This is a genomic window from Pseudomonas abyssi, assembly GCF_003444685.1.
Taxonomy (GTDB): Bacteria; Pseudomonadota; Gammaproteobacteria; order Pseudomonadales; family Pseudomonadaceae; genus Halopseudomonas; species Halopseudomonas abyssi.
On record NZ_LMAZ01000001.1, the window covers coordinates 910,255 to 923,971 of the forward strand.

At 60.9% G+C, this 13,717-nt stretch carries 10 protein-coding genes; 3 read left to right on the forward strand and 7 right to left on the reverse strand.

All coding sequences use genetic code 11. From position 1 onward, the window contains the following. Window positions 1-232: 232 nt before the first annotated feature. From ASB58_RS04280 to arsS, 5 genes are read right to left on the reverse strand one after another with little or no spacing between them, the layout of a single operon-like run. Window positions 233-895, reverse strand: a complete 663-nt coding sequence (locus ASB58_RS04280) for a TIGR04283 family arsenosugar biosynthesis glycosyltransferase (protein ID WP_328587538.1) — start codon at window positions 893-895, stop codon at window positions 233-235. Beyond that, complete coding sequence (locus tag ASB58_RS04285) at window positions 892-3,033, reverse strand: dihydrolipoyl dehydrogenase family protein (RefSeq protein ID WP_118129460.1); 2,142 nt, start codon at window positions 3,031-3,033, stop codon at window positions 892-894. Before ASB58_RS04285 ends, ASB58_RS04280 begins: the two co-directional genes overlap by 4 nt. Beyond that, window positions 3,030-3,989 carry a metallophosphoesterase family protein gene (locus tag ASB58_RS04290; protein WP_118129461.1) on the reverse strand — a complete coding sequence of 320 codons (960 nt, stop codon included), beginning with the start codon at window positions 3,987-3,989 and terminating at the stop codon, window positions 3,030-3,032. Before ASB58_RS04290 ends, ASB58_RS04285 begins: the two co-directional genes overlap by 4 nt. After that, a complete protein-coding gene (locus tag ASB58_RS04295; RefSeq protein ID WP_118129462.1) occupies window positions 3,986-5,356 on the reverse strand; it encodes an SLC5/6 family protein in 1,371 nt (456 codons plus the stop codon). The genes ASB58_RS04290 and ASB58_RS04295 overlap by 4 nt, the downstream gene beginning before the upstream one ends. A 22-nt stretch (window positions 5,357-5,378) precedes the next feature. Beyond that, window positions 5,379-6,341, reverse strand: a complete 963-nt coding sequence (gene arsS / locus ASB58_RS04300) for an arsenosugar biosynthesis radical SAM (seleno)protein ArsS (protein WP_118129463.1) — start codon at window positions 6,339-6,341, stop codon at window positions 5,379-5,381. Window positions 6,342-6,467: 126 nt separating this feature from the next. On the opposite strand from arsS, the gene ASB58_RS04305 reads away from it, so the two are divergent. Further along, window positions 6,468-7,316, forward strand: coding sequence for a class I SAM-dependent methyltransferase (locus ASB58_RS04305; RefSeq protein WP_096003706.1), 849 nt, complete (start codon window positions 6,468-6,470; stop codon window positions 7,314-7,316). An 81-nt stretch (window positions 7,317-7,397) separates the two neighbouring features. Here the strand turns inward: ASB58_RS04305 and ASB58_RS04310 are convergent, their stop codons facing one another. After that, window positions 7,398-8,429, reverse strand: coding sequence for a helix-turn-helix transcriptional regulator (locus ASB58_RS04310; protein ID WP_181977862.1), 1,032 nt, complete (start codon window positions 8,427-8,429; stop codon window positions 7,398-7,400). Between the two features lie 482 nt (window positions 8,430-8,911). Here ASB58_RS04310 and ASB58_RS04315 point away from each other — a divergent pair, with 482 nt between their 5' ends. Continuing rightward, window positions 8,912-10,720: a DUF1302 domain-containing protein gene (locus ASB58_RS04315; protein ID WP_118129465.1), complete on the forward strand. Its 1,809-nt coding sequence runs from the start codon at window positions 8,912-8,914 to the stop codon at window positions 10,718-10,720. 24 nt (window positions 10,721-10,744) lie between these two features. Beyond that, window positions 10,745-12,115: a DUF1329 domain-containing protein gene (locus ASB58_RS04320; protein WP_407920654.1), complete on the forward strand. Its 1,371-nt coding sequence runs from the start codon at window positions 10,745-10,747 to the stop codon at window positions 12,113-12,115. 442 nt (window positions 12,116-12,557) lie between these two features. Here the strand turns inward: ASB58_RS04320 and ASB58_RS04325 are convergent, their stop codons facing one another. Beyond that, window positions 12,558-13,604 (reverse strand): AraC family transcriptional regulator, encoded by a 1,047-nt coding sequence (locus ASB58_RS04325; protein WP_118129466.1) that lies wholly within the window; start codon window positions 13,602-13,604, stop codon window positions 12,558-12,560. Window positions 13,605-13,717: the final 113 nt, after the last annotated feature.

Sequence of the window (13,717 nt, forward strand, 5' to 3'; positions counted from 1 at the left end):
TTGAACAAACTGCGCTCCTCGCTTCTTGATTGACGACCTTACAGGCAGCAACAGGCGGACGAACGAAACGTCAACAGACCCTAGGGGATTGTCGAAAGAAGCTACAAGCTACAAGCGTAGAGTAGTTTGGGCGGGGCAGGTTCGCGGGTTGCGCGCGCGGTCAGCTGTCTTGCCCCGATGCCTGCTCCATTGCACCATGCTTGGCTTCCAGCTTCCAGCTTCCAGCTTCCAACTAGTAGCGCTGCGCGAGTTTCTCCACCGGCGCGCCGCGCCAGTAGCGCCAGCGCAGCCACCACATGAGCACGATGGTGCGCAGGGTGCCGTTTTGCTGCCAGCGCCTGCTGGAGGTGGTCAGCCGCTCGTGCAGGCACAGCGGTCTGCCGTGGGGGCGTAGGCGCTTACTTAGTTCGATGTCTTCCATCAGCGGTATTGGCGCGTAGCCACCGACTTGCTCGAACAGTGCGCGGCGCACAAAGATCGCCTGGTCCCCGGTGCATACACCGGTCAGACGAGAGCGCCAGTTCATCATCCAGGCGACTACGCGCAACATGGGCGATGAGGGAGACAGGCGCACGTCGAATCGCCCCCATTGGCTTGCTGCGTCCGCTGCTGGCAGCAGCTCAAGAAAGTTCGTTGGCAGTTGCGTGTCGGCATGCAGAAACAGCAGCCATTCGCCCTGCGCAATGGCGGCTCCTGCATTCATCTGGATGGCCCGGCCCGGCGCAGACTGGATCAGTTGATCCACCAGCGGCGCAGCGAGGGCGACGGTATCGTCGCTGCTGCCGCCATCGACCAGAATGAGTTCCAGCTCGCCGCGCAGCGGTTGCAGCGGCGTAAGGGCATCGACGATGCCGGCAGCTTCGTTGCGCACCGGCATGATGATCGACAGCTTCAACCGCGCCTCCAGGCGTGAAAGCGGGCGACCCACTGCAGCAGGCGTTCCGGCTGATGGGCACGTTTCCATTGGCCGGCGGCGTATTTGTTCGCTTCGCTCAGGGTCGGGTAGCTGTGCACGGTGCCGAGGATCTTGTTCAGGCCGAGGTTGTGCTTCATCGCCAGCACGTATTCGGCGATCAGCTCACCGGCGTGGGCGCCGACGATGGTGACGCCGAGAATGCGGTCGCGGCCGGGCTCGGTCAGCACTTTGACGAAGCCTTCTGCGGCTTCGTCGGCAATAGCACGGTCGAGGTCGTCTATACCGTAGCGGGTTACCTCATATTCCACCCCTTGCTCTTGCGCTTCGGTTTCCGACAGCCCGACGCGGGCGACCTCCGGGTCGGTAAAGGTGCAGTGCGGGAGCACCCGGTAATCCACTTTGAAGCGGCGGAAGCTGCCGAACAGCGCGTTGACGGCCGCATACCAGGCCTGATGCGATGCTGCGTGGGTAAACTGGTACGGGCCGGTGACATCCCCCACGGCAAAAACGTTGGGGAAGCGGGTGGCGAGATACTCGTTGGTATCCAGTGTGCCGTTGTCGCGCACCGCGAGGTTCAGCGTTTCGATGCCGTAGCCGCTGGTGTTGGCTACCCGGCCGAGGGCGACCAGCACGCAGTCAAACTCGATTTCTACTGACTGGTCGCTGTCCTGCGAGCGGCAGAGAACGGTTGGCGTGCCATTACGCAGTTCAAAGCGCTCGGCCTGGTGGTTCAGGTGTAGATCGACCCCTGCGCTGCCGAGACTGACCGTCACCAGCTCGCTGGCGTCGGCGTCTTCACGGGGCAGCAGGCGGTTGCCGCGCTCAACCTGGATGACCTGCGAGCCGAGCTGCTGGAAGGCCAGTGCCAGCTCGCAGCCGATCGGGCCGCCGCCGAGCACCAGCAACCGGCGCGGTTGCTCGCGCAGGTTCCAGACGGTGTCTGAAGTAACCATCGGTACGCTGCCGAGCCCCGGCAGGTCCGGTACGAGGGGACGTGCACCGGCCGCGATGATGATATTGCGCGTGCTGATGCTGCGCCCGTTTACCTCGACGTGCCAGGGTGAGGTGATGCGCGCCTCACCGGTGATCACGTCGACGCCGAGGTCGGTATAGCGCTCGACCGAATCATGCGGCTCGATCTGCTTGATTACCCGCTGGACGCGTTCCATCACCGCGGCAAAGTCGACGGTTGCCTCGGCGTGGCTGTAGCCCAGCGCGGGCGCCTTGCGAACCTCGGCGGCCAGTTTGGCCGAGCGAATCAACGCCTTGGAGGGCACGCAGCCGGTGTTGAGGCAATCGCCGCCCATGGCGTGTTTCTCGATCAGGCTGACGTCGGCCTTGACCGCTGCGGCAATGTAGGCGCTGACCAGTCCGCCGCTGCCGGCACCAATCACCACCAGGTTACGGTCGAACTGTGTGGGCTTTTGCCAGCCTTTGTAGACTCGACGGGCCTTGATCACGTCCAGCAGGCGCCGGGCAATCAGCGGGAACAGCCCCAGTAGCACGAAGGCGCCGAGCAGGCCCGGCGAGAGGATGCCGGCCAGTGAGTCCAGCTGCCCGAGTTCGCGGCCGGCGTTTACGTAAACCAGGGTGCCGGGCAACATGCCGAGCTGGCTGACCCACCAGAAGGTACGGGCGGGCAGGCGGGTGAGGCCCATGGCCAGATTGATCAGAAAGAACGGAAACGCCGGCACCAGCCGCAAGGCAAACAGGTAGAACGCGCCTTCGCGGTCGATGCCCTGATTGATGCGTTCCAGTCGTGAGCCAAAGCGCTGCTGAACCCAGTCCTGCAGCAGAAAGCGGCTGATCAGCATCGCCAGCGTCGCCCCGGCGGTGGAAGCAAAGGACACCAGCAGCAGACCCCAGCCAAGGCCAAACAGGGCGCCGCCGATCAGGGTCAGCAGCGCGGCGCCGGGCAGCGACAGCGCCGTCACCAGCACATAGAGCCCCACATACAGGGCGCTGGCGAGTATTGGCTGGTCGCTCACCTGCTGGTCAAGAACCTGCTGCTGGGCTTTCAGCGCATCCAGGCTCAGGTGCTGCTGCAGACCCGAGGCAAAGAAGCCTGCGACCAGCGCCACGACCACGGCGAGCAGCAACAGACGACGCAGGTTCATGGCAGCATCTCCAGCGCACAGAGCGTGCTCGCGAGGATAAAGCCCCTGATGCAGGCCTGTTCGGGTGTCATGTCGGTTCCTTGGTTGATGCGCTGCCAATACGACAGCGCAGCGGGTGAGTTGTCAGGCCACTGGCGTTTGAACTCAGCGGCAAAGGCGCGCTGATCGTAAGTGACGGGCAGTGCTTCGACCACCAGCGAGCCGACTTGCGCGCGGTAGAGCGCGGCGGCGGAAGCAGTGCGCGCGATGCGGGTGATCAGGCCATAGCGTCCATTGTTGAAGTTGGGCATGCCGGCGGCACCGTTGTTGATCACCGCCCACTCGCCGTTGCTCAGCGCGGCCGGGCTGCAGGTGTGGCTGCAGGCCAGCACACGGATGTGGTGTTCCGTGAACCATTGGTCCAGTTGCTGCTGGCGTTCGAGGCTTTGCAGTCGGGCCTGATCGCACTGCCAGCCGGCCAGTGACTGCTCATCGCCGTGGGTAATGGCGATGCGCTCGCCGGCGACCTCGGCTACCAGGGTGGCGGGGCGGTCGCCGAGCTGTTCCGCCATGCCGGGCAGGCCGTCCACGGTATGTTGCAGCTGCTGGTGAATGCGGTTGGAACGCTCGACCGTGACGGCGTCGGTCTGCTCCGGATAGGCGCAGCCGCAACCAAAGTCGTCGCCCGCGCGGGCCAGTTCGGTTTCCACGTTGCCGCGCAGCGGGTAGTGCCGTTGCAGACGTTGCTCGATGTTGCTGAACACCGCCGGGTCGCGGTCGAACCAGTGGGCGTCACCATTGAATACGGCTGTTGCGCCGGGTTCGCCAGCGACGCGCCGCTCAATGGCGTCCAGCGCCTGACGGTTGCCATAGAGCCCGCCGATCACGTACAGCACGTCGCACGCAAGGTTTGCCGGGGCGCTGAAGGTCTCGGCGGGCAGGCGATAGTCTGCCGGGCAACTGCGGCCCTTGCTCATGCGGCTCTCCGGGTCAGCATGCCGGGCAATAGATAGCCGGCGGTACACAGAATCAACCCATACAGGTTGGTACCAAGCAGCAGCGCGTAGCGACCGTCACCAATAGCCCAGCTCTGCGGAATCCAGCCGAGGGTGAGGGCAACGCCCAGCCCGATGCCGGTCCAGAAACTCAGGTGAAAGCCGAGACGGGTGGGCCGCACGAAGCCGTGCAACAGGAACACCGGGGCCAAGCCGATGACCATGGTGCCGCTGATGGTGGTGGCCTTGAGAATGTCGGTGCCAGCGAGCATCGGCAGATTGCCGAGCAGGGCGAACACCAGCATGGTGGCCATGCCGACACCAATCGCCTTCTGGCCCAGATCACGCTGCAGCAGGGCGGGCAACTCGCGGCCGCTGAGGCGGGCGAGGCTGGAGAAGGTCGAGTCCAGGGTTGAGCCAGCGGCGGAGATCATCACCAGCGTCATCACGATGAGCGCGCCAACGCCGAGGCTTTTCGCCAGCGCTGCGGGTACGTTGCCGCCGGCCTCGATGCCACCGAGGGTGGCGTGCACGCCGATCAGGCTGAAGGCCAGAATGGCAACGAAGCCCAGCACGCCAGCCAGGGTGAAGGCGCGCAGCATGGATTTCTCTTCGCTGATAAAGCCGCGGTCTGTCAGTACCGGGTCGTGGAAGGGGTAGCTCAGCAGCTGCAGGCAGGCGACCAGAAACAGATCCACACCGGCGTTGAGCGCCCAGTGGCTGGTGCTGGTCAGCTCGGCAGTGCTGTGATTCGGCAATACCAATCCCAGCACCCAAACCAGTGCGATGACGAAGATCGCGGCCTGCGCCGCGTCGGTCAGGATTGAGCTGCGCAGCCCGCCGCGCAGGCTGTAGGCCAGCGTCACAGCGGTAAACAGCAGTGCTGCGCCGATAAACGCCGGGCTGCCACTGTCGCCGTAGTAGCCGCCGACCACGGCGGTGTTGCTCCAGACCTCGTTGAACAGGCGAATCAGAATCGCCGCCGAGAACGCCAGCGCGGCGCCGTGGCCGTAGTTGCTGGTCAGAAAGCTGACCAGGCTGGTTGCCTGAAAACGTCGGCGCAGGCGGTAGATCACCAGCCCGCAGAGCGGGATGGACAGCCAGTAGGTGGCGTAGGCCAGGCCGCCGACCAGACCAAACTCGGCACCGAGATTGGCGGCATTGGTGACCGACTTGGCGAAGATCCAGCTGATGAAGATGCTGGTGGTCAGCAGCAGTGGCGAGGCCTGGCGGCCCTGGCTGTCTTCGCCATTGAAAAAGCCGCCAATGGTGACAGTGCGCGGCGACAGCCAGTACATCAGCGCGCCGTAGGCCAGCAGGAAACCCCAAAAAAAGACGCCGGTCATCATGGTGTGTATGGTCCTTCCCTGTTCAATTAAGCGTACCGCCGCAGCTGGAGCCTTGGCCTGCAGTGCAGGCGAAGCAATGATCCCGCGTGGCAATAGGGTGTTGGTTCAGTGGCTGCTCGAGCAGCTCGCGCAGGTGTGGGCGGTCGGACGCGAGGACGGGCATGGGCAGGTCGAGCATCTGGTTGAAGTCGCAGTCGTACAGGTAGCCGCGCCAGTCGACGCTGACGGTGCCCCGGCACATCACGCCGGCGAGGTTGTCTGCACTGAAGTTGTCGCGCAGCAGCTGCATGTAGTTGTCAAACTGCCCACGGCTGACCAGGGTGCTGCCAAAACGCGCAATCGGCTGATTGGTGATGGTGTGCAGGTGGTTGAACTGGATGCCGAAGTCTTCCTGCAGGTGCTGTTTATAGTCCGCTTCCAGCGCCTGCTGCGGTGGCGGCAGGCTCGGGCCCTGCGGGTTGTAGACCAGATTCAGCTCAAGGTTGCTGTCAGGCTGCCCGTAGCCCAGCGCATTAAGTTTGCGCAGGCCTTCGATGCTGCGCTCGAAGACGCCGTCGCCGCGCTGGCTGTCGACATTGTCGCGCGAATAGCAGGGCAGGGAGGCTGATACGGCTACCTGCTCGGCGGCGAGAAAGTTCGCCAGGTCCTCATGGCCTGGCTCGGACAGAATGGTCAGGTTGCAGCGGTCGATGACCTTGAGACCTGCTGCTCTGGCGCGCCTGACCAGCGTGCGGAACTGCGGGTGCATTTCCGGTGCGCCGCCGGTCAGGTCCAGCGTGTCGACCGGGTGGGCGTCAATGACGTCGCACAGCAGCTCGACCAGTTCGGGCGACATGCTCTCGGTGCGGGTTGGGCCGGCGTTGACATGACAATGCAGGCAACGTTGGTTGCAGCGGTAGGTGAGGTTGACCTGCAACGTGTCCAGCGCGCCACGGCGTAGCGGCGGAAAGTCCAGGGTGTTGAGCAGGGGCAGGGTGTCGCGCACGGTATCTCCTCGTTTGTCGTGTAACAGACCCCGGTAAAGCGCATCTGTTACATAACTGAACCAAGCCAGCTGATTTCAGTCTGGTAGTTTCAGGACTAGAACGCACGCCTTCATAGAGAGAAAACCATGCGAAAACTAGCTTATGCCCTGCTGCTCTGCGCGGCTACCGTTCAGGCGCAAGAGCCCGCAGCGGTTACCCCGCCCCAGCTCGACGAGGCTCAGGTGGCCGCTATTCGCGCCGCCGTGGGCAACAGCGGTCGCACCATCACCAATGTCACCCGCGACGCTTACCGCAATCCCGAGCAGACGCTGACCTTCTTTGGCGTGACGCCCGAGCAGACGGTGGTGGAAGTCTGGCCAGGCGGTGGCTGGTATACCGAGGTGCTGGCGCCGCTGTTGCGCGACCAGGGCACACTGATTGCCGCGCACTTTGATCCGGATAGCGAGGTCGGCTTTTTCAAGCGCTCGCGCGCGCAGTTTGAGGAAAAGCTGGCAGAGCACCCGGAGCGTTACGATCAGGTGCAACTGACGACGCTCAACTATGACGTCGATACACCGATCACCGAGCCTGGTACGGCCGACCGGGTGCTGACCTTCCGCAATGTGCACAACTGGCTGGCGGCGGGTGACGGCAAGGCTGAGGTGATGTTCGACAAGTTTTATGCGGCGCTCAAGCCGGGCGGCATGCTAGGCGTGGTCGAGCACCGGGCCAAGGCGGGCACCTCGCTGGAGCAGATGATCGACTCGGGGTATGTCACGGAGGAGAAGGTACGCGAGCTGGCCAGTAACGCCGGCTTTGAATTGCTATCGGTCAGCCCGGCCAACCAGAACCCGCGCGACACCACCGAGCATCCGGAGGGCGTCTGGACGCTGCCACCCACGCTGCGTCTGGGTGATGAGCAACGTGCGCACTATCTGGCCATTGGTGAAAGTGACCGGATGACGCTGTTGTTTATCAAGCCGGAGCAGCAGTAAGTCTGCTAACGATCTGAAGGAGGTCTCTGTCTTCTTCAGATCGCTCGTTTATATCCTTTCTTGCTCTCTGCGTAGGCCGCACTAGTCCCCTTTGCTGCGACTCAGCTCGCGCCGATACGCCGTCGGGCTCATATTGGTCCAGCGGCGGAAGGCGCGGGTGAAGCTGCTCGGGTCTAGAAAGCCCAGCTCGTAGGCAATGCTGGTCAGGGACATCTGGCCGTCCACAATCAGCCTTATTGCGGCTTCCCGTCGCACTTCATCGGCCAGCTGTTCGTAGCTGGTCCCTTCCTGGCTCAACTTGCGGCGCAGGTGGCGCGGACTGATGTTCAGCGGCTCCGCTACCCGTTCGGCGCTGATATCACCTGACCCCAACAGCAGATGAATGCGGCGCCTGACCTGCTCGGTCAGGGCGTGGCTGGGCAGGGCAGCCTGCATGGTTTCAAGCGCGGCGACCAGTTTGGGCAGGATAAAGGGGCTGGCGCTTGGCAGGGGCTGCCTGACCAAGGCTTGATCCAATACCAGCGTGTGCGGTCCGCCAAAGACGACCTCATTACGATGGAACAGCTGGCGGGCGATGTGTTCATCAGCGCAGCCCGGTATCTGCAGCTGCTGCAACAAGCCCTGGCTGCCGACGTCCAGGCGGTTGAAGAAGCGGCTGAGGTAGCCCAGCACGGCATCGGTGTGCTGGCAGTGCGGATTACCCACTGGCTGCAGCGTGAGGTGCAATTTGCCCTCGGCCGCGCGGGAGACCAGCTTCAGTTGAGTGCTGAAAATACTGAAAAAGCGTTCCAGCAGGGCGACGGCATCCTCCATGCGGGGGCTGGCTGCTGCAGCCAGCGCCAGTGCTGCATAGGCCGTGGGCGCAAATACCCGGTGAATGCGCAGGCCAAACAGGGGGTCTTCGGAGATGCGTACAGCCTCGTCCCAGGCGTGGGAGCACAGGCGCTGATCGATAAAACAGGGGGCGCTGCTTTGGCTGTCCAGCAGGTGCGATAGATGCGCAGAGCTGGCGAGGGTCAGCTCGTACTGGCGCAGGGCCTGCTCGATAGTGGTGACCCAGAAGGCGCTTTCACGGACGTGAGCAAAGGAATCTGAGCTGGAGTTTTCGAGCATCGACTGCATCCTGCCTGACCATTGTTGTGACAAAAGTGAAATTTGTCTTTTATAGCCGCGCAGTATAACGAGAATCTGGCGTTGCAAAAGCCCGGTACAGGGTTCCGCACTGCAGAATTATGTTGCAATCATTGTATTGGCTTTGTAACCGGTGACCGCTCGGGTCGGGTGTACGTTGGGGGTGAGTCCGACGGGAATGCCTGCGCAGCGCGCACCTTTTGGGTGCGTTCTTGATATCCTGCCAGTTGGCTCTAGACCGCTATTTTCGTGCTCTATGGGGCGAGAGATGGCATTTTCAGGGCGATATTGTGAAGCGCTCCCCAGTCTGTACTTATAGTGTCAATTCATTCGCTGAATGTCCTTTCGGGGCAAATATGTTGGCCGGATCGGACAAGTTATCGATGCTGGCCTCATGACAGACTGCCATGGTCTTGAACGCGCACCCTTCGCGCGAGTTCATGTCACCCAAACGGAGCAGCACAATGACAAAAAAAATGCATGGCTGGTCTCTTGCCGCATTGCCTCTGGCGATTGGCATGGCCACTTTCTCTGGCGCTGCAAACGCAGTCGCTTTCAATATCGGTGAAGTCGAAGCTCAGCTGGATTCTCAGCTGTCCGTAGGCGTCAGCATGTCCACCCAAGGTGCCGACAAGCGCTTTATTTCTGTGAACAACGGCGGTGAAGCGGCCGCTCGTACATCCGATGACGGTCGTCAGAACTATGACGCTGGCGATGTCTTCTCCAAGATTTTCCGTGGTGTGCACGACCTGGAGCTGCGTTACGGTGATTCCGGCGCCTTCTTCCGTGGCAAGTACTGGTACGACTTTGAAACCAAAGACGGCAGTCAGCGCTTCTATGATATTGATGATTCCAGCCGTGATCCGCTGCAAAAGGCTTCCGGTGTAGCGCTGCTGGACGCTTTCGTCTATCACAACTACTTCATCGGCAACAATCCGGGTAACGTCCGTCTTGGTCGTCAGGTTGTCAGCTGGGGTGAGTCTACCTTTATCCAGAACTCCATCAACTCCATCAACCCGATTGACGTGGCCGCTCTGCGCCGCCCGGGTGCCGAGCTGAAGGAGGGTCTGCTGCCGGTCGAGATGTTGTACTTCTCTCAGGGCCTGACTGAAAACCTGAGCATGGAAGCCTTCTACCAGCTCAAGTGGGCGCCGACTGTTCTGGATAACTGCGGTACTTTCTTTGGTTCCGATACCTTGGCCAAAGGCTGTAATGATCGCTTGGTCTTCAATGGCACTGATTTCCCTCAGGGTCAGCAACCGAACTTTACCTACATCGCTCGTAGCGAAAAAGATCGCGAAGCGAAAGACGAGGGGCAGTTTGGTGTGGCATTCCGTTGGTTCGTTCCGGAGCTGAATGATTCGGAATTTGGCTTCTACGCCATGAACTATCACAGCCGAACCCCCATTTACTCCAACATCGCTGGTGACCTGGCTGGTCCGTTCAACAACGGCATTCCGACTCCTGGCTTGGACGGTACACTGGGTGGTGCGGGTTACTTCTTTGAATACCCTGAAGATATTCGCCTGTACGGTGTGAGTTTCCAGACCAGTGTTGCTGGCGCGTCGGTTGGCGGTGAAATCAGCTATCGCCCGAACATGCCGATGCAGATCAACACCGGCGACATGAGCCGTACCGCTCTGCAGCTGGGTGCCGATAACACGCACCGCGATTATGCCGATGTTGCCCCGGGCACCTACATTCCGGGTTATCAGCGTAAGGAATTCTGGCAAGCGCAGGTCAGCGTAATTCAGTTCTTCGATCGAGTGCTTGGCGCGAGCCGTTTGTCACTGGTTGGTGAAGCTGGCGTTAACTACATCTCCGGTCTGGGTGATGTGAAGTTTGGTCGTGACTCTCTGTTTGGTCAGAGCCCGTTCGTTGACGGCGATACCGGCCTCGGTGCCTTGCCGGCTGGACAGTGTTCCTCCAACGAGGGTACTGCTGCACCGGGTCGATCCCCGAATGCGGCAAGCTGGTGTGAGAACGATGGTTTCTACACCTCCTGGTCTTCTGGTTACCGCATCCGCGCGTCGCTGGATTACAGCAACGTCATCGCCGGTATCAACCTGAGCCCGAACCTGTCCTGGTCGCACGACGTTGAAGGTTACGGCCCCAACTTCACCGAAGACGCCAAGGCGATCAGTGTTGGTCTGAACGCTGACTACGGTAACAAGTACAACGCCTCGATCAGCTACACCGACTTCTTCGACGGCAAGTACAACACCGCCGTTGACCGCGACTTCGCTTCCGTCAGCTTCAGCGTAAGCTTCTAAGACTGACCACAGGAGAACAACAATATGCGTATGCAAACAACTCTCATCGGCGCCGGTGGTCTGGCGTTCAGCCTGCTTGCAACAGGCGTCATGGCTCAGAGCCTGACCCAGGCTGAAATCGATTCTCTGGGTACCACTCTGACGCCGATCGGTGCACAGAAAGAAGGTAACGCGGCTGGCACCATTCCGGAGTGGACTGGCGGCCTGCCGACTGACGCGGGTCAGTCGCTGCCGAACAACTTCCTGGAAAGCCCCTACAAGGACGATCAGCCCGAGTTCGTGATTACTGCTCAGAACTATCAGCAGTACAAGGACAACCTGACGCCTGGTCAGGTCGCGCTGTTCGAGCGCTATCCTGAGACTTTCCGCATGCCGATCTACAAGACCCAGCGTTCTGTGGGCTTCCCGCAGTCGGTCTATGATCAGGTCAAGGCAACGGCCGGTCAGGCCAAGCTGGTCAATGGCGGTGATGGTATTTCCAACTTCGCCCATGGCTCGTTTGCCTTCCCGATTCCGAAGTCGGGTGCCGAGGTGGTCTGGAACCACAACACCCGCTACCGCCTGAACGTGCACCGCTGGTACATGCAGGCCATGCCGCAAACCAACGGTTCGTTCACTCTGATCAAGATGGAAGAAGAGGTCGGTTACCCGGAGCAGATGTCTGACGTGGACGCATCGACCATGCCGAACACGCTGCTGTTCTTCAAACAGCGTGTGAACGCACCGGCGCGTCTGGCAGGTAACGTACTGCTGGTACACGACAGCCTGGATCAGCTGAAAGAGCCGCGCATGGCGTGGGTATACAACGCCGGTCAGCGCCGCGTACGTCGTGCTCCGCAGGTTGCCTACGATGGCCCGGGTACCGCGTCTGACGGTATGCGTACGTCTGACAACTTCTCCATGTACAACGGTGCGCCGGACCGTTACGACTGGACGCTGGTTGGCAAGAAGGAAATCTACATCCCGTACAACAGCGGCAAGCTGACCGAGCCTGGCGTTCAATATGATGACGTACTGCAAGCCGGCCACATCAACCCGGACTTCACGCGCTTCGAGCTGCACCGCGTCTGGGAGGTGCAGGGTAACGTCAAGGATGGTCAGCGCCACATCTACGCACAGCGTAACTTCTTTGTGGACGAAGACTCCTGGATGATCTCGCTGGCAGACCACTACGATGGTCGCGGCACTCTGTGGCGTGTAGGTGAAGGCCACCTTGGCTTCAACTACCAGCAGAAGATCCCGGGCTACTCCATCGAGACCCTGTATGACCTGCTGGCCGGCCGCTACATCGCGCTGGGTATGTACAGCGAAGAAAACTCTGCGCCGCAGTATGACTTCGACCCCAGCTACAACCAGTTCACTCCGGCCGCGCTGCGCGCTTCGGGCGTACGCTGAGTTAGGCTGATAGCAGTAACGCAGGGCGTCGCAAGGCGCTCTGTCAGCAAGACCCCAAAACTCCGCTCGAGAGATCGAGCGGGGTTTTGTTTTGTTGGTTGCTCGCGGTCAACCGGTTTGCGCTTGCCTGCGCCGCAGGCAGCTAACCTCGGTTGATCTATTGCGCGGCATGCGACGCTGCGCCTGATGAATACAGTACCTGCTTCCTTGGCCAGCCTCAGCTGACCAGGGTCCCGCTGATCCTCTCGATCACCTGCATAACCTGTTGGCGCGAGGGTATATCGCGGATTGACTTTGGCCTTTTTTATCGCCAGTGCACCCACCGGCAGCTCTGAGGGCTACTGGGGTAGGCGATGTATCGGTGAAGGGGGTGTGCGCCAGGTACTGTGCCGAGACCTGTACACAATGTGAGGCACCTGATGGTGCCTCTTCTTTACCTTGGTTAGACGCCGGGAACCGCTGGTTGCTTCTGCTGGCTGCGGAAGCTGGTCGGGCTCATGCCGGTCCAGCGGCGGAACGCACGGGTAAAGCTGCTGGGGTCCAGAAAGCCCAATTCAAAGGCGATACGCCCCAGGTTCAGTTTTCCCTCGCGAATCAGCCGCATGGCCAGCTCCATGCGCACCTCATCCAGCAGCTTTTCATAGGTGGTTTGCACTTCGCTGAGCTTGCGACGCAGGTGGCGCGGGCTCATGTTGAACGGCGTTGCCACCAGCTCTTCAGAGACTTCACGTTCGGCAACCAGAACGCGAATCCGCTGTTTTACCTGCTCGGCAAAGTCTACGTTGGGCAATTCGCTGAGCATGTCTTCAAGCGAGCTATCGAGGCGCTTGCGCAAAAAGGCGTCGGCGTTGGGCAGGGCAGTGCGCAGCAGTTGACGGGTAATGCGAAAAGACAGGCGCTTGGCTCCCAAGCGTACCCGGTTGCCCAGCAGGGTTTCGCACTGGTCCCGGTTGCGCTCATGCTCGCCGGTCAGGCGCGCCTCGAGCATCAACGATGCCTTGCCGATGCCCAATGCTTCCCAGATCTTGTTGCATTGGCTCATCACCGCTTCCATGTGCTGCGGGTGTGGATTGCCACGTGGTTGAAAATACAGGGTGAGGTATTGGTCATCCTCCACCGAATACAGCTGCACCTGGCTGCTGAACACCGGCATAAAGCGGATCACGCGTTGAATCGCATCGCCCAGGGTTTCGCTGGATGCGGCGGCCAGGGCAAGCAGGGACAGTGTATTGGATTGGTGGTGATGGCCGACGCGCAAGCCGAAGCACTCGTCCTGTGACAGTCGGGCTGCAGCTGTCCAGAGGCGATTGATGTCAGTCTGGCTGATGTGGTTCTGGCTCAGATCCGCCGCCTTGCAGTGCTGACGTAGATCGCTTGGCAGGTCACGCAGTGACTTGCCGTATAGCTCCAGCCCTTGGGCAATGCTTTGGGCCCAAAAGCAGCGTTCGTTTACACGCTCTGACGAGAGCGATTGAATCTGAGGAGTCATGGGCACTGTGCGCCTCGGTTTTATTATTGTTTGTTGACCGCTTACGACCTAAACAATAAAGCAGCGACGGGCATTGTGCAAAATTTTGCAACGGATAATTGCACGTGTTGGAT

Bases quoted from the DNA above. Each gene is read 5' to 3' on its own strand.
- ASB58_RS04305 (WP_096003706.1), top strand. From the start codon at position 6,468: ATGCGAAAACTAGCTTATGCCCTGCTGCTCTGCGCGGCTACCGTTCAG.
- ASB58_RS04285 (WP_118129460.1), bottom strand. From the start codon at position 3,033: ATGAACCTGCGTCGTCTGTTGCTGCTCGCCGTGGTCGTGGCGCTGGTC.
- ASB58_RS04325 (WP_118129466.1), bottom strand. From the start codon at position 13,604: ATGACTCCTCAGATTCAATCGCTCTCGTCAGAGCGTGTAAACGAACGC.
- ASB58_RS04295 (WP_118129462.1), bottom strand. From the start codon at position 5,356: ATGATGACCGGCGTCTTTTTTTGGGGTTTCCTGCTGGCCTACGGCGCG.
- ASB58_RS04310 (WP_181977862.1), bottom strand. From the start codon at position 8,429: ATGCTCGAAAACTCCAGCTCAGATTCCTTTGCTCACGTCCGTGAAAGC.
- ASB58_RS04320 (WP_407920654.1), top strand. From the start codon at position 10,745: ATGCGTATGCAAACAACTCTCATCGGCGCCGGTGGTCTGGCGTTCAGC.
- ASB58_RS04290 (WP_118129461.1), bottom strand. From the start codon at position 3,989: ATGAGCAAGGGCCGCAGTTGCCCGGCAGACTATCGCCTGCCCGCCGAG.
- ASB58_RS04315 (WP_118129465.1), top strand. From the start codon at position 8,912: ATGACAAAAAAAATGCATGGCTGGTCTCTTGCCGCATTGCCTCTGGCG.